This window comes from Pedobacter nutrimenti (genome assembly GCF_032678445.1).
Lineage (GTDB): Bacteria > Bacteroidota > Bacteroidia > Sphingobacteriales > Sphingobacteriaceae > Pedobacter > Pedobacter nutrimenti_A.
In genome coordinates, this window is the sequence record NZ_JAVTSQ010000012.1 from 16,906 (window position 1) to 35,991 (window position 19,086).

Below are 19,086 nucleotides of genomic sequence, written 5' to 3' on the forward strand. Positions count from 1 at the left end.
TATGAAAACAAATTTTGTTACCGGTCGTTTAACGCTCTTTGGTCTGTTTCTTCTTTGCCTGGCAGCAAGTTCCTGTAAGAAGAACCATGCAACAGATACGCCGGATCAAACCGGTAATACTACTGTTCCTGCAAATGGAACACGGACACAGCTTACCTTGGATTCCTTGTTTTTATATGCTAAACAAATCTATTACTGGAATGATGCCATCCCTGATTATGCAACTTTTCAACCCAGGAACTACATTAGTAAATCCCTGGCCCTGGATAATTATGACGATGAATTATTTGCCATTACCCAGCTAAAGATCAATCCCTCTACGGGAAAACCCTATGAGTTCAGGGCTTCAGACCCAACTATTCCTAAATACTCCTATATAGACGACATTACGACGCATAATGCACAGCAGGCTTTTGTTCCTAACGCAACTGCAGATGTAGAACTGGACGGCACAGGCTATGATGTCGGTTTTCTAACCTTTCAGGGTTATGGCACCAATACCAGTTATGATCTGTATGTTACCGCGGTGTTCCCAAATTCTCCGGCAGCTAAAGCAGGTTTAACCCGTGGTAGCATCATTAAAAAAATAAATGGCACCGCGATAGGCACCAATTTTAATACAGAAAAGACCATCATTTACGCCATTCCTGAGTCTACCACCGCATCAGTTACACTTTCTGGTACAAAAGCCGATGGAACTGTATTTAATGACCTGGTGCTCACCCGTACAAAATATGCCAGCAGTCCGGTGTATAAAACAACGACCATTACCTCCGGTGCTAAGAAAATTGGCTACCTGGCTCTTGCCAGATTTTCCGATCTGGAAACTACAGCGAAGAAAGACCTGGATAATGCCTTCAGTAAATTTGTTTCTGACGGTGTGACAGATCTGATCATCGATTTGCGTTATAATGGTGGAGGGTATGTAAATACGGCCGAATATCTGGTTAACCTCATTGCGCCTTCTTCTGCAAAAGGCAAAATGTTCACAGAATATTATAATTCTAACATGCAGTCGGGAAAGGCGACCATTTTATCTAATCAGCCTTTATTGGATGCTAATGATAAAGTACAAACCCAAAATGGAAAAATCGTTACCTATGCGGATCTGGATTATACGGCGGCCGGAAATGTAACCTCATTTGCTAAAGCAGGTTCCCTGAATAATGTGACCAATGTCGTTTTTATAGTTTCGGGAAATACAGCTTCAGCCAGTGAATTGGTGATCAATAGTTTAAAACCGGTATCGACGGTTAAACTGGTGGGTACACAAACCTACGGTAAACCGGTAGGCTTCTTCCCGGTAAGACTGGAGAATAAATATGATGTGTACATGTCCTTATTTGAAACCAAGAATGCTCTTGATCAGGGCGGATATTTCAGTGGCTTTACCCCCGATATCGTTGACGTAGGTAACAAAACGGTATTTGATGATTCCACACATGACTTTGGCGATGTGAATGAGAGCTATACCAAAAATGCCATTAGTTTATTGGTTCCGGCAGCTCCGGTCACCACAGCAAATGCTGTGATGAGTATCCGTGGAAAAAGCGTAGCTGTTTCTTCGGCCTTAGGTTTGCCAGGTGGTTCGAAAGAAATCCGCCATTTTATGGGAATGATTGAAACCAAACATAAACGGAAGAACTAGCGGTGCCTGCTATTTTTTCATGAGCAGCTTTTCGCGGTAGATTGATTTCAAATCCCTTTGTTTGTCAATATTATCCGTAATTGCCAGGATTGCATTCGCTGCATTCAGGAAAAAGATTTGATTGATATTCTCAAATTTATCAGTAGGCTTATGATAATCTTTATGGTCCTCCACACCAAAGTAAATGAAAGGAATATGTGCCGCTGCAAAAGCACTCTGATCACTTTGATTAGTCCAGTCATCTACTTTCTGCTTTGGATTGTCATGCCCAAAAAGAATTTTCAGATCAGGATTTGTGCTGGTGATATAGCCTCTGAGCTCGGGATGACTAAATGTTCCGGCAGCATACAATATTCCCTGGTCATTATGACTGATCATATCCAGGTTAAGATTTAGAATGATTTTGGAAAGCGGGACAGGAGAATTGGCAACAAAGGCTTTAGACCCTTTCCATTCCTGTTCACCGGCATCAAAAGCAGCGAAAACCAAGGTGTGGTTGGGCTTTACCTTGGTGTAGTAATCCGCAATTCTAAGGATACCTGCAATGCCTGAAGCATTATCATCTGCACCATTATAGATTTCATTGTTAATAATGCCCAGATGATCGTAATGCGCAGAAATTACAATCACTTCATCTGTTTTTCCAGGGATATAGCCAATAACATTTTTGCCTGTTGCATTTTTATTGTTGTTGTCTGTAAAACTGAAGCTCTGTTCATATTTTTCCAGGTTTGGAAAAGGAAGCAGCCTGATCCTCTTAAATCGGCTTTCAATATATTTTCTGGCCTTCTCCGCACCAGCGGTTCCAGTTTTCCGTCCTTCATAGGAGTCTGACGAAAGTACTTCTACATCTTTAAGCAATTGCTTCCCGTTCTGCACATTGTTGTTGTAACTTTTAACGCATCTGCAACCAAACAGTAAAGCCAGGGGTAACAAAAAATAGATCTTCATAGCGGTTGAAAATTTAGTAATTTAGGTTTGATCGTCAATTATGACATTTCAATGATCTAATATATCATTAATTTATGACACCTCAACATGCTATTGTAAAAACTTAACCAGCTTTTGTCTGTTATTTCTCTAATGATTTAACTTGTAAGGGCATAAAAAAAGAATTTATATGGAATATAGACGTTTAGGTAAATCCGGATTACAACTCAGTGCTTTATCATTGGGCAGCTGGTTAACCTTTGGACAACAAATCAGTGATAAAACAGCCGACGAACTCATGGGCATCGCGTACGATGCAGGCGTCAACTTCTTTGATAATGCCGAGGGCTATGCCGCAGGCAAATCTGAAGAAGTGATGGGTAAGATCCTGAAAACACATCAATGGGAGCGGGAATCTTTTGTCGTTTCCAGCAAAGTGTTTTTCGGTACAGAGAACAAAGGACCAAACCGGGTCGGTTTGTCCAGAAAACATGTCATTGAGGCCTGTCATGGTGCATTGAAAAGACTTCAGGTAGATTATCTTGACCTCTATTTTTGTCACCGGCCAGATAAAAACACGCCAATAGAAGAAACTGTCTGGGCGATGAATACCCTGCTTCAGCAAGGAAAGATCCTTTATTGGGGAACCTCAGAATGGAGCGCTGCAGAAATTATGGAAGCGATAGGGGTGGCCAGGCAATACAATCTGATTGGCCCAACCATGGAGCAACCTCAATACAACCTCATTGAAAGGCATAAACTCGAAAATGAATACCTGCTGCTCTTTAAAGAGTACGGATTGGGTACAACGATCTGGTCTCCCTTGGCTTCCGGATTATTGTCTGGTAAATATACCTCTGGTAAAACCAAGGACACCCGTCTCGATTTAAAAGGAATGGAATGGTTAAAGGAATCTGTGCTGAACGAAGAAAAACTGAAGAAAGCCACCGCACTGCAAAGTCTGGCCGATGAATTGAATGTTCCGCTGGCCAAATTATCATTGGCCTGGTGCCTTAAAAATCCCCATGTAAGTACAGTGATTCTTGGCGCTTCCAAAACAGCCCAGCTTAAAGAGAACCTGACCACACTGGAAGTCGTTCCTTTGCTTACCGCTGAAGTGATGGAGAAGATTGAAGGGATTATGAAGACCAAACCAGTCTTGCCCCAATTTTAGAAAATTCGATAAAAAAGGCCGGCAATTTTGCCGGCCTTTTTGTGCTTTAATAATAAGTTAAGCGCACCACGCCAGCCAGTTTTTTGGCCAGCCTGATCACCTGACGGGTATAGCCATATTCATTGTCGTACCATGCATACAATACCACAGACTTCTGATCTTTAGAAATGATGGTTGCCGGGCCATCGATGATCGAGGCATGGCTGTTTCCAATCAAGTCTGTACTCACCAGTTCGTTGGAAGTAGAATATTCTATCTGTTCAGACAAGTCGCCAAATAAAGAAGCCTGCCTCAGCAGTTCCTTCACTTCATCCAAAGAAGTCACCTTATTCAATGACAAATTTAAGATGGCCAGCGAAACATTGGGCGTAGGGACACGGACTGCATTGCCCGTTAACTTCCCACCCAGATGCGGAATGACTTTGGCCACGGCTTTATCTGCGCCTGTCTCGGTAATCACCAGATTCAAAGCAGCAGAGCGGCCCCTGCGGTATTTTTTATGATAATTGTCCAGCAGGTTCTGGTCATTGGTATAAGAATGGATGGTTTCAATATGTCCTTTTTCAATGCCAAAAGCCTCATCAATAAGTTTTAAAACAGGAACAATCGCATTGGTTGTACAAGAAGCATTGGAAAGGATGCTTTCTGCCGCAAAATCGATATCTGTATCATTGACACCAGTAACCACATTCGGGATATCTCCCTTGGCAGGTGCTGTCAATAAAACCTTTGTGATACCTTTGGCGCTCAGGTGTCTGCTTAAACCTTCGCGGTCCCTGTAAACACCCGTATTGTCAATGAGTAAAGCATCTTCAATATCATAAGCGGTATAGTCTATATTTTCCGGTTCCTTCGCTACAATAAAACTAACGGTCTGACCATTAATGATCAGAGCCTTGCTTTCAAAATCTTCTGTAATGGTTCCCGTAAAAGGGCCATGGATAGAATCCGTACGAAGCAGCTCTGCTCTTTTGATTAATTCCTCATCCGTGCAGCTGCGGGTAACGATTGCCCTTAAACGCAATTGCTCGCCTTTTCCAGCTTGCAAGATCAATTCTCTTGCAGCAATTCTTCCAATCCTTCCAAAACCATACAAAACCACATCTTTAGGTTTAAGACTGATCTTATCCTTACCGATGTGTTTGCTGAGTCTGCCGATGATGAAATCGTGAACGGAAGGATAGTTGCGGTTGTCTTCCAGCCATTCTGAAGCCAATCTTCCAAGATCAATACGGGAAGGGGCAAGGCTGGAATTTGAAATGGCGGTAGCCAGTTCCAGTGTTTCATAAATACTGATGTCTTTTCCGCTGACTTCTTTTGCATACTGATGGTGCGCCAGGATTTCGCTGCTGCCAACATCAAATAAGGGTTTACGGAACAAGACCAGTTCGATAGATCTGTCGAACCACAATTGACCTACTATTTTAATCAGTTCAATTGCTTTCTTTTCTTTTTCAATCCAGTTTTGAAACTCTGATTGGTACTTCTTTAGCATTTCTAGAATTTTTGGTTAGAATGCCACAAAAGTAAAAAAGATTGAGCGAGTACCCAATCTTTTTTACTTTATAATTTGTTGATCTGATGACGATCAGCTTATCCTAAATAAGACTTCAGAATTTTACTTCTCGAAGTATGACGCAAACGTTGCAGTGCTTTATCCTTGATTTGACGTACACGTTCCCTGGTCAGGTTAAACTTCTCACCGATTTCTTCCAGAGAAAGCGGATGATTGGTACTCAATCCAAAGAAAAGAACAATGATCTCACGTTCACGTTCTGTAAGCGTAGACAAAGATCTTTTGATCTCTTCCGATAAAGATTCGTTGATCAGACTGCTGTCTGTATTTGGTTCATGATTCTCCAGTACATCCAGTAAGGTATTTTCCTCACCCTGAACAAAAGGCGCATCCATGGAAACATGGCGTCCTGAGTTGCTGAGCGTATCAGAAATTTTATCTACTGTGGTTTCCAGAATGTCAGCCAGTTCTTCCGGAGAAGGCTCGCGTTCATATTCCTGCTCCAGTTTAGAGAAAGCTTTACTGATTTTGCTCAAAGAACCAACCTGGTTTAAAGGCAAACGAACAATACGGCTTTGTTCAGCGATCGCCTGCAAAATAGACTGACGAATCCACCATACCGCGTAAGATATAAATTTGAAACCTTTTGTCTCATCAAAACGCTTGGCAGCTTTAATTAAGCCCAGATTACCCTCGTTAATTAAATCACCTAAGGTTAAGCCCTGATTCTGGTATTGTTTCGCTACAGAAACAACGAAACGTAAATTGGTCTTAGTTAAGCGCTCAAGTGCAGCCTGATCTCCTTCGCGTATCTTCCTTGCTAGTATTACTTCTTCTTCGGCGGTTATTAAATCTACTTTACCAATCTCGTGCAGGTATTTGTCCAATGACTGACTTTCGCGATTGGTAATGGATTGCGTGATTTTGAGTTGTCTCATTTATATGCTTTGGTACTCGTTATATGTTTGAACGTGCAAAAGTAAGAATTTAAAAGGTAATATTTCACATAAAATCCTGAAAACGTTACACTTTACACCATTTATTTGTATATAGTTCTTCTAACAAAAATTATTCCAAAATTGTTTTGGTCCATTTTGTCATAAAATATATATGACAATAAATAATTATTGATAATCAATAATAATATTTTGATATACAATAATTAATAATGTATGTTTGCTTCAGAAATAAATGAAAACCTCATCATTTTATAATCTGATGACATATGTGGGTTTCAGGCTGTTAAAGGCGAATTACCTGATGTCATGCTTTTTTAAAAATACTACTTTTCCCTATAAACCTTAAAAATAAAAATCCATTATTCTATGCCAATTATTATCAATTTAGACGTTATGCTGGCCAGAAGAAAAATGTCCCTTAAGGAATTAAGTGGAAAGGTCGGCATTACGATGTCTAACCTTTCCATTCTCAAAACAGGCAAGGCTAAGGCTGTACGCCTGGAAACCTTAGAGGTCATTTGCAGGGTACTGGAATGCCAGCCTGGAGATATTTTAGAATACAGGGATTAAGTCAGATCAGAAATCTCCGCTGCAGGAGCATTCTTTTTGACCGATTCAATACCATTTTCCCTGCTGGATACAGATTCGTACATTTCACTTGACCCGATAATCTGTCCGTTAGTTGCTTTTAAATTAAAGAAAGGTTTTCCGTTGGTAGAAGTCTTTCTGTCATATTTGCTGTCATCCGGCGAATTTTTCTTAACAGATTCTACACCATTCAGACAATTCGCTTTACTGGAATAGCCTTCACTGGTCAGAATAACCTGTCCGTTCCCTGCTTTAAGATTGAATTGAAACTCTCCGTTTTTTCTTGTTGTGATTTCAAATTTGCCCATAATCGATTTTTTAGGTTGATATAGATGGATGTTATTTATACCAATTTATAAAAACTGAGGCAGTTAACCTAAAAAATCAATTATTTTAATTCACAAATGTGAATTAAATCTCACTGAGTTTAAACGTGCGGTCCAACCGGATTCCTTTTTCTGTTTGCTGCAACGTACAGCATTCATTAACAGGATCATGTTCCAGATACAGAATATAGTTCCGGTCTGTAGCTTCCTGCAGAAAGGCTTTTTTTTCTGTTAAGGTTTGCAATGGGAACATATCATAAGCCATCACATAGGGCAGGGGAATGTGTCCTACAGAAGGCAGAAGATCTGCCATGTATACAATTGTCTGATCTTTGTACTGAATTTGAGGCAGCATCATTGCATCAGTATGTCCATAGGCAAAACGGATGTTGATGCCCTGATGAAACTCTATGCCATCCTGATCTTCAATAAAGCGCAACTGACCGCTATCCTGAATAGGCAATATGTTTTCTTTTAAAAAAGAAGCCTTTTCCCGATCATTCGGTTCCACTGCCCAGTTCCAGTGTTTCTTATTGCTCCAGTAGAATGCATTTTTGAACGCCGGACGTAATTTGTCACCTTCTCTTACAATAGAACCTCCGCAATGGTCAAAATGCAGATGGGTCAAAAACACATCTGTAATGTCGGCACGGCTAAAGCCTTTTGCAGCAAGAGACTTGTCTAATGTGTCGTCCCCATGAAGATAATAATGGCCAAGGAACTTCGCATCCTGCTTGTCGCCAATACCGTTGTCTACCAGGATCAGCCGGTTTCCATCTTCAATCAGTAAACACCGCATCGCCCAGCTGCACATATTGTTTTCATCAGCCGGATTGCTCTTTTGCCAGATAGATTTCGGCACAACACCAAACATGGCGCCACCATCCAATTTGAATAAGCCTGTATCAATCGTATGTAAGTTCATCTTCAGAATAAGTTAATGCTGTAAATATAAACATAAAAAAAGAGGTAGCTCATCGCTACCTCTCTAAGTTTTATTGCGGTTTTTTTAATCCACTACAAGTGGATCACTTCGCCATATGCGTCAGCTGTAGCTTCCATAATCGCTTCACTCATGGTTGGGTGAGGGTGGATGGACTTCAGCATCTCGTGACCTGTAGTTTCCAGTTTACGGGCAACAACGATCTCTGCGATCATTTCCGTAACATTCGCTCCAATCATGTGTGCACCCAGCAATTCACCATATTTAGCATCGTAAATGACTTTTACAAAGCCATCTTTAGCTCCGGCAGCACTTGCTTTACCAGAAGCAGAGAATGGGAATTTACCAATTTTCAGTTCATAACCCGCTGCTTTGGCTGCTTTTTCAGTATAACCTACAGAAGCAATCTCAGGGGTAGTGTACGTACATCCAGGGATGTTGTTGTAATCAATAGGCTCAGGATGATGACCTGCAATTTTCTCTACGCAAGTAATTCCCTCAGCAGAAGCAACGTGCGCCAGTGCCTGTCCGGAAACGATATCTCCGATCGCATAATAACCCTTAACAGAAGTGTTGTAGAATTCATCCACAACCACTTTGCCTTTTTCAGTTTTAATACCTGTTTCTTCCAGACCCAGGTTTTCAATATTGGCCACCACTCCGGCAGCAGAAAGTACGATATCACATTCTAAAGTCTGCATACCCGCCGCAGTTTTCACCTGTACTTTACATCCGGCACCGCTGGTGTCTACAGATTCTACGCTGGAAGAAGTCATTACATCGATGCCTACTTTTTTAAAGCTGCGCAGCAATTGTTTAGAAACATCCTCATCCTCTACAGGAACAATATTATCCATAAATTCTACAATGGTTACTTTAGTGCCCATAGTTGCATAGAAATAAGCAAACTCAGAACCTATAGCACCAGAACCTACAATAACCATAGATTTTGGCTGTTCGGGTAACACCATTGCCTGTCTGTAGCCAATCACTTTTTTGCCGTCCTGTTTCAGGTTAGGCAATTCTCTGGATCTGCCTCCAGTAGCAATAATAATATGTTTAGCCGTGATTTCTTTTTGTGAACCATCCGGAGACTTTACATCTACCTTATTCCCTGGTTTCACTTTGGCCGTGCCCATGATCACTTCAATTTTGTTCTTTTTCATTAAGAACTGAACACCTTTGCTCATGCCTTCGGCAACACCGCGGCTGCGTTTAACTACAGCAGCAAAATCCGCTTCAGCCTCAGCGGTTTTAATTCCGTATTCTGATGCATGATTAATATATTCAAATACCTGGGCACTTTTTAGCAAGGCTTTGGTTGGTATACATCCCCAGTTCAGGCAGATTCCGCCTAAAGATTCTCGCTCCACTATTGCAGTTTTTAAACCCAACTGGGAAGCTCTGATTGCAGCTACATATCCACCAGGACCGCTGCCTATTACAATTACATCGTAGTTCATATCTTATAAAAGGAAAAACTTAAGTACTTGCCAAAATTAAAAAAAATGTTGGTTATATCCGGGCCTGTAAGATTTTTGTGCTTCACATTTGGGTAAATTAATTTAACATAGCCTTAGTGTTAACAAATCCTGCCCCTTATCGCGCGTAAGAACAAATTTCTGCTACCCTGTTGTTTAGGTAATCTAAAATTTATGTTAATTGTTGAAAAATATCTAAATTGTTAATGATTATTTAACATTGAATATTAAAATCTGTGGTCAACGAATATTTATCTTTGCTGCAGATATATTATTCATTATCAGAACAAAAATTATTCACTCATCTAAAAAGTATGAACAAATCTTTACTATTTAAAATCGTAGTAATCGTTGTTGCTTTTGTTGGTTTCCTTTCCGGTGCAAATGCGCAGGTAACCACATCTGCGATGAACGGTATTGTTACTGATGCCAAAGGCCCAATGCCGGGAGCAACAGTTGTGGCCGTTCATGGTCCTACAGGAACAACTTACAAAACAATTACAAGAGGTGATGGCCGCTACAATTTCACTAACATCAATGTTGGCGGTCCTTACACGGTAACAGCCAGCATGGTTGGTTACAATGCTGCAAAGAGTGCAAACATTAACCTGGGATTAGGACAAAATTTTAAGGTAGACTTAAAATTGCAGGAATCCTCGCAATCTCTTGCCGAGGTTTCTATTGTATCCAAACAAAACAAAACCATCAACAGTTCACGTACAGGCGCTCAGACAAGTGTTTCCCGTGAACAAATGGAAAAACTACCAACGTTTAACCGAAGTGTGACCGATTTAACGAAATTAACTCCACAATCCAACTCACAAGGAAATGGTTTTTCATTTGCTGGTCGTAACAATTTATTCAACTCTTTTACCATCGACGGATCACAGTTCAATAACTCTTTCGGTCTTACAGCCCTTCCGGGCGGTGGTACAGGCGCTCAGCCCATCTCTTTGGATGCACTTGATCAGTTGACCATTAATATTGCCCCTTACGATGTAAAACAAGGTGGTTTTACAGGCGGTAGTGTAAATGCGGTTACAAAAAGCGGAACCAACAAATATTCCGGATCTATTTATACGCTTTATAAAGATCAAAATCTTCAGGGCTATAAAGTTGGTGATTATACCGTACCTAAAAACGCAGGTACTACTTTTACCAATAAGATTTTTGGCGCACGTTTAGGTGGTCCAATCGTAAAAGATAAACTCTTTTTCTTTGTAAACGGAGAGATCACCAGAAGAGCGTTCCCAGGATCTAACTGGACAGCAAACAGAGGACAAAATAACAGTGGAAGTTCCCTGGTAAAAGCATCAGATCTGGATGCTGTAAAAAGCCTGTTGATTTCTAAATACGGATATGATCCAGGTGTTTACGAAGGCTACACAGATGATCAGCAAGCAGACAATTTAACTGCACGTATCGACTGGAACATCAACTCTACCAACAAGCTGACCGTTCGTTACAACTACCTGAAGTCGTTCAAAGATCTTGATCCAAGTGGTTCAAACTCAAACACCGGCCGTGGACCAAGCGCAACCTCTTTAGATTTCTCTAATATGCGTTACCGCTTTTTCAACAATACGAAATCTATTGCAGCAGAGTTGAACTCAAGATTTGGAAATAAATTCTCTAACAACTTACAGGTAAGTTATTCCGCATTCCGCGATTTCCGTAACATCTACGGAAATCCATTTCCTGTTGTAGATATTGAAAATGGAGCAGGTGCAAATTACATCTCTCTGGGATCTGAACCTTTCAGTGGTTTTAACACATTGAACCAGGATATTTACTCTTTCACAGATAACTTTAATATTTATGCAGGAAGTCACAACATCACGATCGGTGCTACTGCTCAATATTTAAAATATGCCAATGGATTTGCGCAATTTGTGTATGGTCAGTACAGGTATAAATCGGTATCTGATTTCTTAGCTGCTGCTGGTGACCCTACAAACCCTAATGCTCCTCTTCCTTCTTTATACCAATTAACTTATTCAGCCGTAAGTGGCGATTCAAGACCATTGGCTAAATTGTCGATGGCTCCAATTGGAGCTTATGTACAGGATGAGTGGATGGTTAGAGATAACTTCAAATTGACCTACGGAGTACGTGCAGATATGCCAATTTATACTTCAAAGATCACCTCAAATCCTGCCGTTACAGCAGCAACTTTCCGTGATGGAGAGAAACTGGATGTAGGTAAATTACCAAAGAACCAAATTCTGATCTCACCTAGAGTAGGTTTTAACTGGGATGTAAACGGAAATCAGTCCCTACAGGTTCGTGGTGGATCGGGTATCTTTACGGGTGGTATGCCAGGTGTATATCTGGTTAACCAGGCAGGTAATACAGGTTTATTGTTTGGAAATGAAAATTCTACTTCTGCAGCTGACCTGAAAAAACGTCCTTTTAGTGGTAACCCTAATCAGTACGTTCCATCAGCGGGTGGTATCCCTGCTACTTATGCAATCAACGCAACTTCAAATAATTTCAAAATTCCTCAGATCTGGCGTTCCAACTTAGCAGCAGATTTTAACCTTCCAGGAGGTATTATTGCTACAGTTGAAGGTATTTATACCAAATCTATTAATGAGATCTATCACCGTGATGCCAACCTGAAAAACCCTTCGGGACAGTTAACCGGTACTGGTGATAACCGTGATGTTTTTCCAGGTGGTTCAAATAACCGTATCAACAGCTTTATTACCAATGCAATTGTATTGGATAATACCAATAAAGGATACGCTTATAACATTACCGGTCAGTTACAAAAACACTTTGGTAAATATGTTGATGCGATGGTGGCTTATACTTATAGTGATGCCCGCGATGTTACTTCAACTCCAGGGTCGCAAGCCAACTCTGCCTTCACCGGAAACCAGGTTGTGAATGACCCTGATAAACCTGTATTGGCTTACAGCAACTACGTCGTTAAAAACCGTGTTATTGCATCGGTTAACTTTAACTTCTCTTTAGCACGTGAATTACCTACTTCAATCGGTTTGATTTATGAAGGTTCTCCTTACGGCGATACTTTTGGAGATACCCGTTTCTCTTATATCACTTCCGGAAACTTGAATAATGATAATGCAACAGCTAACGATTTAATGTACGTTCCAAAAGATAAAAATGATATTCATTTTGTAACGAGCGATATTAAAGACAGTAAAGGTAATATTACTTTTGCTGCAGAAAGCGCAGATTCTCAATGGGCAAGACTTGATGCTTACATTAGCCAGGATAAATACCTGAGCAAGAAAAGAGGTCAGTACACAGAGCGTAATGGAGCGGAATATCCTTGGTCAAACCGTTTTGATATCAGGATTACTCAAGATATCTTCACTAAATTCGGGCAGGATAACAAAAGCCGTTTCCAGCTCTCGGTTGATATCGTCAATTTCGGAAACCTGCTGAACAAAAACTGGGGAACAACTCAGTTGCCTGCAATGACTAACTTTATGCAATATCGTTCTGTTGCCAGTGGTGTACCTCAGTATACTATTGATAAAAACCTTCCTGCTTCAACATTTAAAGATAATGTTGGTTTAGGTTCAAGGTATCAAATTCAGGTGGGTGCACGTTATTCATTTAACTAACAGCTTACCATCTTAAAAGCAAAAAGGGCCGGAGATTCATCTCCGGCCCTTTTTGCATAATTATATTTCTCAGTTGCAGATCTTAGTTAGTAGGAGGTGCAATTGTTTTAAAGAACCCGCTTTGGGTCATTGTAGAAACCGTAGTTCCATCTGCTGCATAAGCAGAAGCTCTAAGTGCATAGGTCTTATCAACAGATAAACCCAGTGCACTAAACTTCAGCAGAATACTTCCTGCATATACCTTCGTGTTTGGATAGGTTGTATCCTGCAAAGTATAACTGATGGTATGATTGGTTACCTTATCGGTTGAAGTTGCGTCATTTCCATTCCAGGAAGGAAATGTTACTGTTTTAACCACAGTACTGCCTTCTAGAATATCAACCACAAACTTTCCTGTAGGCACTTTGGCTGTAGCGCCAAAATAGACCTGTAAAATAGTAGTCAGTGTAAAAGGGCTGCTTTGCTGATAACCTAAGCTGCTCAGCTGCAGGTTAGGCAATTTTGGCTCTATACCTGCAATATCTGCTTTCTTGCTGCAAGACGATAGGGTTAAGGCCAGAAGTGCAGTTAAAGCGATACTTATATATTTTTTCATTATATGTAATTTAAATATGAATCCTTGTCTGATTAGAAAATGTATTTAGCGCCAATTAACAAGCTCCATGTGGTAGAAGCTGTAGCTACATTTTGGAACGGCTGGGTAACCAATTGTCCGTTAAACTGACGCAGTGTATAAGTAGGAACACCGTTTGCATCAATAGAACCATAAGTAAGCGGACTGTTTGTTACAAGCGTTTTTTGGATACCCCAATACTTGCTCAGTAAGTTAGGAAGGTTGAGCACTACGGCACTCAACTGCAGTGTATGTTTTTTTCCATTTGCATTGATGTAGAAATCCTGCAGGATATTTGCATCAACACGGTTGTACCAAGGTAAAAATGCAGCATTTCTCTCCGCATACTGGCCTCTGTGGCTATTCAGGTATGGTGTGTTTTTGATAAATTGCTCAAAAGCAGCAGCTTGTTGTTGTGGCGTATAAGTGTAAGCTACGCCGTTAACTGTAGCAGTAAACTGCGTAAACTTAATTTCTGATGCTCTTTTTGGAATGTACATCAAATCACCGCTGTTGCCGTCACCGTTAAGATCTCCGTTAACAATATAGCTGATTGGAGAAAATCCGCCTGCCTGTCCCTGATAAAAGATACCGATAGTTGTTGCTGCATACTTCGAATAATTAAATTTATAAGATGCATTGGCAACAATACGATGAGGTACATAGTTCGCTGAATTACCCAATTCAACATCATTGGCTGTTCCAACGTTGGCGGTAGCTCCCCAAACTCCAGCAGCATTAGTACCTGCAGTAGCAAATGCTTCTTTTGATTTGGTATAGGTATAGGCGATGGACGCATTAAATCCATTATAGAAATTTTTACTCAATTGAGCCGTTAATGCAGAGGAATAACCTTTGCTTGTATTTTCAAGGACAATTGCATTGGTTATGCTTGGGTAAATTGCTCTGTCTACTGCTTGAACAGCACCATTATTTCCAGTACCTATATAACGTACTCTGGAGAAATCACCTTCATTAATAAGTCCTGTCGGAGTTTTAAGATTGGCATTTCTCATCCTTGTAGCATTAATATCCTTGGTGTAAATCGCTTCTAAACTAGCCGTAAAACCATTGCCAAGATTTTTTTCCAGGGCTAAATCTGCTCTGAATACCTGTGGGAATTTATAGTTCTGATCTATCAGTACCGTTGAACCTTGAACTGCAGTTCCAGCTACCTGAGGGAATAAATTAGCATATACAGAAGGATCAGCACTTAACTTAATGTTTTGCAACTGAGCAGCGGTAGCCACACCATTATAGTTATACATGGCACTGTTGCTTGGCATATTGGTCAAGAAGATGTATGGCATCCTTCCTGTGAATATACCTAAACCTCCACGTAATACCAATGACTTGTCTTCCAGTAAGCTGGCTCTGAAACCTGCTCTTGGAGATAATAGAATTCTTGATTTTGGCCATTTGCCAGTATTGTAGCTGGTGATGTTTCCATCTGCATCAGGTAATTGTAAAGCCGTAATTTGAGGATTCTCTACAGGATCTTGTAAATAAAGACTTTTATCTGCACGCAATCCGTAAGTAATTTTGAAGTTATCGCTCACATTGAATTCATCCTGAGCATATAAACTTACAGTTCCTACTTTTAAGTTTGCAGAATACACCTGATCCACTCCTGGAATCAGAGAATAGTTATAGGTAAACTGGATAGGTGCCCTGTCATTTAAAAAGTCGTCAAGGGAGTTGTAAATATAAGAACCTGCTGCGCCTGGCATATAAGAGTTGCCAATCTTTTGAAATTCATAATTGATACCTCCTGTGATCGTATGTTTACCCGCATAATAAGTGATGTTATCATATAAACTAATGGTATTGTCAATCACATTATTATATTTTGTGTTCGGGTCTGAACCTGCAGAAATGTAGTTGTTTCCTGCACCGTTAAAAATATCAATCGTTGGGAAAAAATCTCCTTTAGTGGTACGCGGACTACCATAATCTTTAAAGGTCAATAACAACTGATTGGTTAATTTCGGGGTGATCGTACTGTTCAACTCTGCTGTACCTGTACTTACTTTATTTAAATACCCAAAATTAGAATTCTCGAAAGCGATAGAATTTACACTGTAACGTGCATTAGGTAAAGTGTTACGCGTTTGAGGAGAACCATTAACCCCTGTAAAAGTAAAAGAAGCTCCACCCGGTACACCAGTTGCATTAACGGATAGATCGGCTGTGGCATGTAAATAACTGTATTTTACTTTCAGTTTGTTTTTATCGTTGATGTTCCAGTCTAATTTTACCAGGAATTTAGTGTTTTCAGGCTTAAATGCCGGAAAGTTGTCATAAGCTCCGGTTTTATAGCCAAATTTAGAATCCAGGTAATCAGAAACTTTTTGAAGATCTCCAACCGTGGTTGCTGCAGTTTGACCGATACCTGAACCACCTGTAGGAGAGAAAGCAATACCAGGAGTAGTTGAAATCTCTCTTTCAAAGTTGGCAAAAAAGAACAATTTGTTTTTAATGATCGGGCCGCCTAAAGTAAAACCATAAGTTTTTGTACTTGCTTTAGCTGTTGCTGCACTGATGTCTTTATCGCCAATCATTGTACCATTAAAAGACTGGTTTTTATAGTAACCATAAACCGAACCATGAACGGTATTGGTACCACTTTTTGTAGTTGCATAGATACCTGCTCCGGTAAAACCAGATTGTCTGACATCAAATGGACTTACATTGATGGAAAGCTCGTCATAAGCTTCAATAGAAATTGGCTGCGCGCCTCCTCCAGGCAATAAATCTGATGAGGTACCGAAAGTATTGTTTAAATTGGCTCCGTCAACCGTTACACTGTTTGATCTGCTGTCGCGACCGGCAAAACTTGTTCCGGTAGACTGTGGAGTTAAACGGGTGAAATCAGTTACACTTCTTGAAAAAGTAGGTAAAGTAGCCAAGGCATTGGCACTGATATTGGTTGTTGCACCTGATTTTGCGGATACAATACGTTTTGTTCCGGTAATCGATACTGCGTTCAATTGTACACCACTATCAGATAGTATAGCATTCAATACAAATGGCTGTCCCAATAGAAGGGTGATGTCTGTATAAGTACTCTTATTGAAGCCGATATAGGTCACTTCAATTTTGTAAGGACCGCCGGTACGCATGCCTGGAATGCTAAACAATCCGTCTTTGTTGGCAGCAGCTGCATAGGAAGTTCCGGATGGAATATGCGTCGCTCTAACAGAAGCACCTGGCAGGGCACCTCCTTTAGCGTCTTTTACGCTCCCGGATACACTACTCGACGTTACCTGAGAAAAGGCAACAGAAGCAGTAAAAAGGAAAAATAAGAAAATGAGTAAAGAGTTTCTCATACTTGATCGTTTTTTTACGTGAATTTGTGTGTGTTATTTTGGCCGCAAAGATAGGGAATCGGCCTAAGAATTGTTAACTTAATGTTAATAAATTGAGACTTAACATATTGTGTACTATAACTATATGTTAAGAGCTTTTTTTTACTCGGTAAGTTTCTGTAAATCAGATTGTTTTATTTATTAACGTTTCTTTAGGCCTTTAAACGAGTTGTGTGTTTATCCCTTCTGTGTCAATAATTTCCCCTATAAGTCATCCTGTCAACTTTAATATTCGGCGTAAACACGAGTTTACACATGTAAACTTTTGGTTTTTTTGTCTATGTAAATGTTGTGTTTAGTTCATGATTTCTTAAAGCTAAACTGGACGGATGCTGAGATTAATGATGCTATAATTGCGGTCTTGAACGTGAAATATCCAAATGCACCGGTAGATCCGACTATTTTCTATAACATAACTTTTGCTTATTACAAAGGGCCTAAACCTACAGGTTTGAAGACATTTGTTAAATCCAGTACCGGATTTGTATTGTCAAATCCTCAGTAAGCGAGATATCTTTTAATTAAAAGCCCCGTTTCAGCATTTGCTGAAGCGGGGCTTTTTTTAGGAGGTAAAACAGGACTAGCACTGCGCCTCGCCAATATAAATACTGTCACCAGTTAGTTTCCCATCTGCAGAACTAAAACTCATGTAGCAATGAACAAGTTCCCCCGCAAAATCACTGGGCATTTTCATCGTATAGTTTAAGGTATGCCGCTCCGTTACTCCAATGAACTTAGCCGCCTTTTCTTTAGCCGGACAATAGGCCAAAAAAGTGGCCAGGTCTGTATACAGGCAATAAGTAGATTGTGGTTGTGCCAGACAGGTCACTGTAATCTCCAGATCATTAGCTGCTGCGGCCGGGCTTTCGGGCGTAGAAACAGGCCCTTTGCTGTAGCAGATCTGGGGGTAATTCAATAAGATTCCTTCATCGGTTTGGACAAAAGCATGAGGATAGTTATAAGAAAAAGCAGCATTGACCGGACTCTGCTTCTTTGCAAGTTGTTTAAAGCCTATCGTAACCAATTTATCAATGTTTGACAAAAAGACATTTAGCAAAGCAAACTTCTCTTGCGCTTCCAGCAATTTTTTACTGTTGGACTTCCTGCGCTTTTCATATAATCCGGTCATGACGTTCTGACCTCGGTGGCGACGGCCGATTACAGCTCCCACTTTATTCCGGAAAGGACCAAGGAGCCCTGATTCTAATATGCCCATATTTAAGGATTTTTGTGTGAAACTTCTTAAGGATTAGGGGAATTAAAGCATCCGGCATATGTGCTGTCAGACAGTTGCCTGCGGTCTGCAGAAATAAAGGATATATAACTTTCCATATATTTTCCTTTCAGGCTGGCCGGAAATGCTTGTTCCATACTTCCTGATAACCTGCTGCTACCAAATAGAGTGTAAAAAACCTTTTTCTGCTCAGGAAAACAAACCAAAACCATGGCCTGGTCTGTAGATTCCTGCCAGGCCATTTGTGGATTTGTGTCCCAGTTAAAACACAATCCTGCCGGGCATTCTTCCGTATGCAAGTTAACGACCGGCTTTAGTGAACCTTTACTGAGCAGTACCTTGTCATAAGCAATTTCCAGGTTGGGATAAGTACCTTTAACCACCTGAGGTTTGTTGTATTCAACAGCCAGGTTAAAGGCGTTTTTATCTGTTCCCAAATGTTCTATACTAAAGCCGACATGGATAAATTCTTTTAAAGGACTAAGAAACTGGCTGACCAGTTTGGTAATCAACCTTACTTTAAGTTGTGCCAGGCTAGGCGGCTTGGTTGTTTTACCAATTTTCCGCGCTACGTTTTTTCCATTAAGCACATAATACACAATATTACCTATTCTGCCTGTATGGGGTCCATGTAGGCCGTTGTTTGCAATTCCCATTATACAATTTCTATTTGGTTAAATATTGCCCTTTTGAAAGGGGTGTAAGTA

The 19,086-nt window shown here is 40.4% G+C and carries 15 protein-coding genes; 5 read left to right on the top strand and 10 right to left on the bottom strand.

All coding sequences use genetic code 11. The features are described from left to right. Position 1 precedes the first annotated feature (1 nt). Complete coding sequence (locus R2S08_RS21490; RefSeq protein WP_316837072.1) at positions 2-1,648, top strand: S41 family peptidase; 1,647 nt, start codon at positions 2-4, stop codon at positions 1,646-1,648. Between the two features lie 9 nt (positions 1,649-1,657). Here R2S08_RS21490 and R2S08_RS21495 read toward each other — a convergent pair whose 3' ends face one another. Then, entirely contained in the window at positions 1,658-2,599 is a 942-nt protein-coding gene (locus tag R2S08_RS21495) for a M28 family peptidase (protein WP_316837073.1), read from the bottom strand. 169 nt (positions 2,600-2,768) lie between these two features. On the opposite strand from R2S08_RS21495, the gene R2S08_RS21500 reads away from it, so the two are divergent. Continuing rightward, positions 2,769-3,752, top strand: a complete 984-nt coding sequence (locus R2S08_RS21500) for an aldo/keto reductase (protein WP_316837074.1) — start codon at positions 2,769-2,771, stop codon at positions 3,750-3,752. Positions 3,753-3,798: 46 nt separating this feature from the next. Here the strand turns inward: R2S08_RS21500 and R2S08_RS21505 are convergent, their stop codons facing one another. Together R2S08_RS21505 and R2S08_RS21510 are read right to left on the bottom strand one after the other, a co-directional pair. Further along, positions 3,799-5,247, bottom strand: coding sequence for a glyceraldehyde-3-phosphate dehydrogenase (locus R2S08_RS21505; protein WP_316837075.1), 1,449 nt, complete (start codon positions 5,245-5,247; stop codon positions 3,799-3,801). Between the two features lie 98 nt (positions 5,248-5,345). After that, positions 5,346-6,206: an RNA polymerase sigma factor RpoD/SigA gene (locus R2S08_RS21510; RefSeq protein ID WP_008242129.1), complete on the bottom strand. Its 861-nt coding sequence runs from the start codon at positions 6,204-6,206 to the stop codon at positions 5,346-5,348. Between the two features lie 387 nt (positions 6,207-6,593). Here R2S08_RS21510 and R2S08_RS21515 point away from each other — a divergent pair, with 387 nt between their 5' ends. Further along, the gene (locus R2S08_RS21515; RefSeq protein WP_316837076.1) at positions 6,594-6,797 is read left to right on the top strand and encodes a helix-turn-helix transcriptional regulator; all 204 of its coding nucleotides are present in this window, start codon (positions 6,594-6,596) and stop codon (positions 6,795-6,797) included. On the opposite strand, the gene R2S08_RS21520 is transcribed toward R2S08_RS21515, so the two are convergent. The 3 genes from R2S08_RS21520 to lpdA form a co-directional block, all read right to left on the bottom strand. Next, positions 6,794-7,123 (bottom strand): YegP family protein, encoded by a 330-nt coding sequence (locus R2S08_RS21520; protein WP_316837077.1) that lies wholly within the window; start codon positions 7,121-7,123, stop codon positions 6,794-6,796. The two genes, R2S08_RS21515 and R2S08_RS21520, sit on opposite strands and share 4 nt — an antisense overlap. Positions 7,124-7,226: 103 nt before the next feature. Then, a complete protein-coding gene (locus R2S08_RS21525; protein ID WP_316837078.1) occupies positions 7,227-8,066 on the bottom strand; it encodes an MBL fold metallo-hydrolase in 840 nt (279 codons plus the stop codon). 92 nt (positions 8,067-8,158) lie between these two features. Then, positions 8,159-9,547, bottom strand: coding sequence for a dihydrolipoyl dehydrogenase (gene lpdA / locus R2S08_RS21530; RefSeq protein WP_199082531.1), 1,389 nt, complete (start codon positions 9,545-9,547; stop codon positions 8,159-8,161). Positions 9,548-9,879: 332 nt separating this feature from the next. Here lpdA and R2S08_RS21535 point away from each other — a divergent pair, with 332 nt between their 5' ends. Continuing rightward, the gene (locus R2S08_RS21535) at positions 9,880-13,164 is read left to right on the top strand and encodes a carboxypeptidase regulatory-like domain-containing protein (RefSeq protein ID WP_316837079.1); all 3,285 of its coding nucleotides are present in this window, start codon (positions 9,880-9,882) and stop codon (positions 13,162-13,164) included. 82 nt (positions 13,165-13,246) lie between these two features. On the opposite strand, the gene R2S08_RS21540 is transcribed toward R2S08_RS21535, so the two are convergent. Both R2S08_RS21540 and R2S08_RS21545 read right to left on the bottom strand, forming a co-directional pair. After that, a complete protein-coding gene (locus tag R2S08_RS21540) occupies positions 13,247-13,759 on the bottom strand; it encodes a hypothetical protein (RefSeq protein WP_316837080.1) in 513 nt (170 codons plus the stop codon). A gap of 32 nt (positions 13,760-13,791) precedes the next feature. Next, complete coding sequence (locus R2S08_RS21545; protein ID WP_316837081.1) at positions 13,792-17,106, bottom strand: TonB-dependent receptor; 3,315 nt, start codon at positions 17,104-17,106, stop codon at positions 13,792-13,794. Between the two features lie 325 nt (positions 17,107-17,431). On the opposite strand from R2S08_RS21545, the gene R2S08_RS21550 reads away from it, so the two are divergent. Further along, on the top strand, positions 17,432-17,650 hold the full coding sequence (locus R2S08_RS21550; protein WP_316837082.1) for a hypothetical protein: 219 nt from the start codon (positions 17,432-17,434) through the stop codon (positions 17,648-17,650). Positions 17,651-17,725: 75 nt separating this feature from the next. Here R2S08_RS21550 and R2S08_RS21555 read toward each other — a convergent pair whose 3' ends face one another. Both R2S08_RS21555 and R2S08_RS21560 read right to left on the bottom strand, forming a co-directional pair. Continuing rightward, on the bottom strand, positions 17,726-18,361 hold the full coding sequence (locus tag R2S08_RS21555; protein WP_316837083.1) for a DUF6266 family protein: 636 nt from the start codon (positions 18,359-18,361) through the stop codon (positions 17,726-17,728). 26 nt (positions 18,362-18,387) lie between these two features. Beyond that, the gene (locus R2S08_RS21560; protein ID WP_316837084.1) at positions 18,388-19,035 is read right to left on the bottom strand and encodes a DUF6266 family protein; all 648 of its coding nucleotides are present in this window, start codon (positions 19,033-19,035) and stop codon (positions 18,388-18,390) included. Positions 19,036-19,086 lie beyond the last annotated feature (51 nt).

Coding starts and splice junctions, on each gene's coding strand:
- R2S08_RS21490 (WP_316837072.1), top strand. CDS start 2: ATGAAAACAAATTTTGTTACCGGTCGTTTAACGCTCTTTGGTCTGTTT.
- R2S08_RS21495 (WP_316837073.1), bottom strand. CDS start 2,599: ATGAAGATCTATTTTTTGTTACCCCTGGCTTTACTGTTTGGTTGCAGA.
- R2S08_RS21500 (WP_316837074.1), top strand. CDS start 2,769: ATGGAATATAGACGTTTAGGTAAATCCGGATTACAACTCAGTGCTTTA.
- R2S08_RS21505 (WP_316837075.1), bottom strand. CDS start 5,247: ATGCTAAAGAAGTACCAATCAGAGTTTCAAAACTGGATTGAAAAAGAA.
- R2S08_RS21510 (WP_008242129.1), bottom strand. CDS start 6,206: ATGAGACAACTCAAAATCACGCAATCCATTACCAATCGCGAAAGTCAG.
- R2S08_RS21515 (WP_316837076.1), top strand. CDS start 6,594: ATGCCAATTATTATCAATTTAGACGTTATGCTGGCCAGAAGAAAAATG.
- R2S08_RS21520 (WP_316837077.1), bottom strand. CDS start 7,123: ATGGGCAAATTTGAAATCACAACAAGAAAAAACGGAGAGTTTCAATTC.
- R2S08_RS21525 (WP_316837078.1), bottom strand. CDS start 8,066: ATGAACTTACATACGATTGATACAGGCTTATTCAAATTGGATGGTGGC.
- lpdA (WP_199082531.1), bottom strand. CDS start 9,547: ATGAACTACGATGTAATTGTAATAGGCAGCGGTCCTGGTGGATATGTA.
- R2S08_RS21535 (WP_316837079.1), top strand. CDS start 9,880: ATGAACAAATCTTTACTATTTAAAATCGTAGTAATCGTTGTTGCTTTT.
- R2S08_RS21540 (WP_316837080.1), bottom strand. CDS start 13,759: ATGAAAAAATATATAAGTATCGCTTTAACTGCACTTCTGGCCTTAACC.
- R2S08_RS21545 (WP_316837081.1), bottom strand. CDS start 17,106: ATGAGAAACTCTTTACTCATTTTCTTATTTTTCCTTTTTACTGCTTCT.
- R2S08_RS21550 (WP_316837082.1), top strand. CDS start 17,432: ATGTTGTGTTTAGTTCATGATTTCTTAAAGCTAAACTGGACGGATGCT.
- R2S08_RS21555 (WP_316837083.1), bottom strand. CDS start 18,361: ATGGGCATATTAGAATCAGGGCTCCTTGGTCCTTTCCGGAATAAAGTG.
- R2S08_RS21560 (WP_316837084.1), bottom strand. CDS start 19,035: ATGGGAATTGCAAACAACGGCCTACATGGACCCCATACAGGCAGAATA.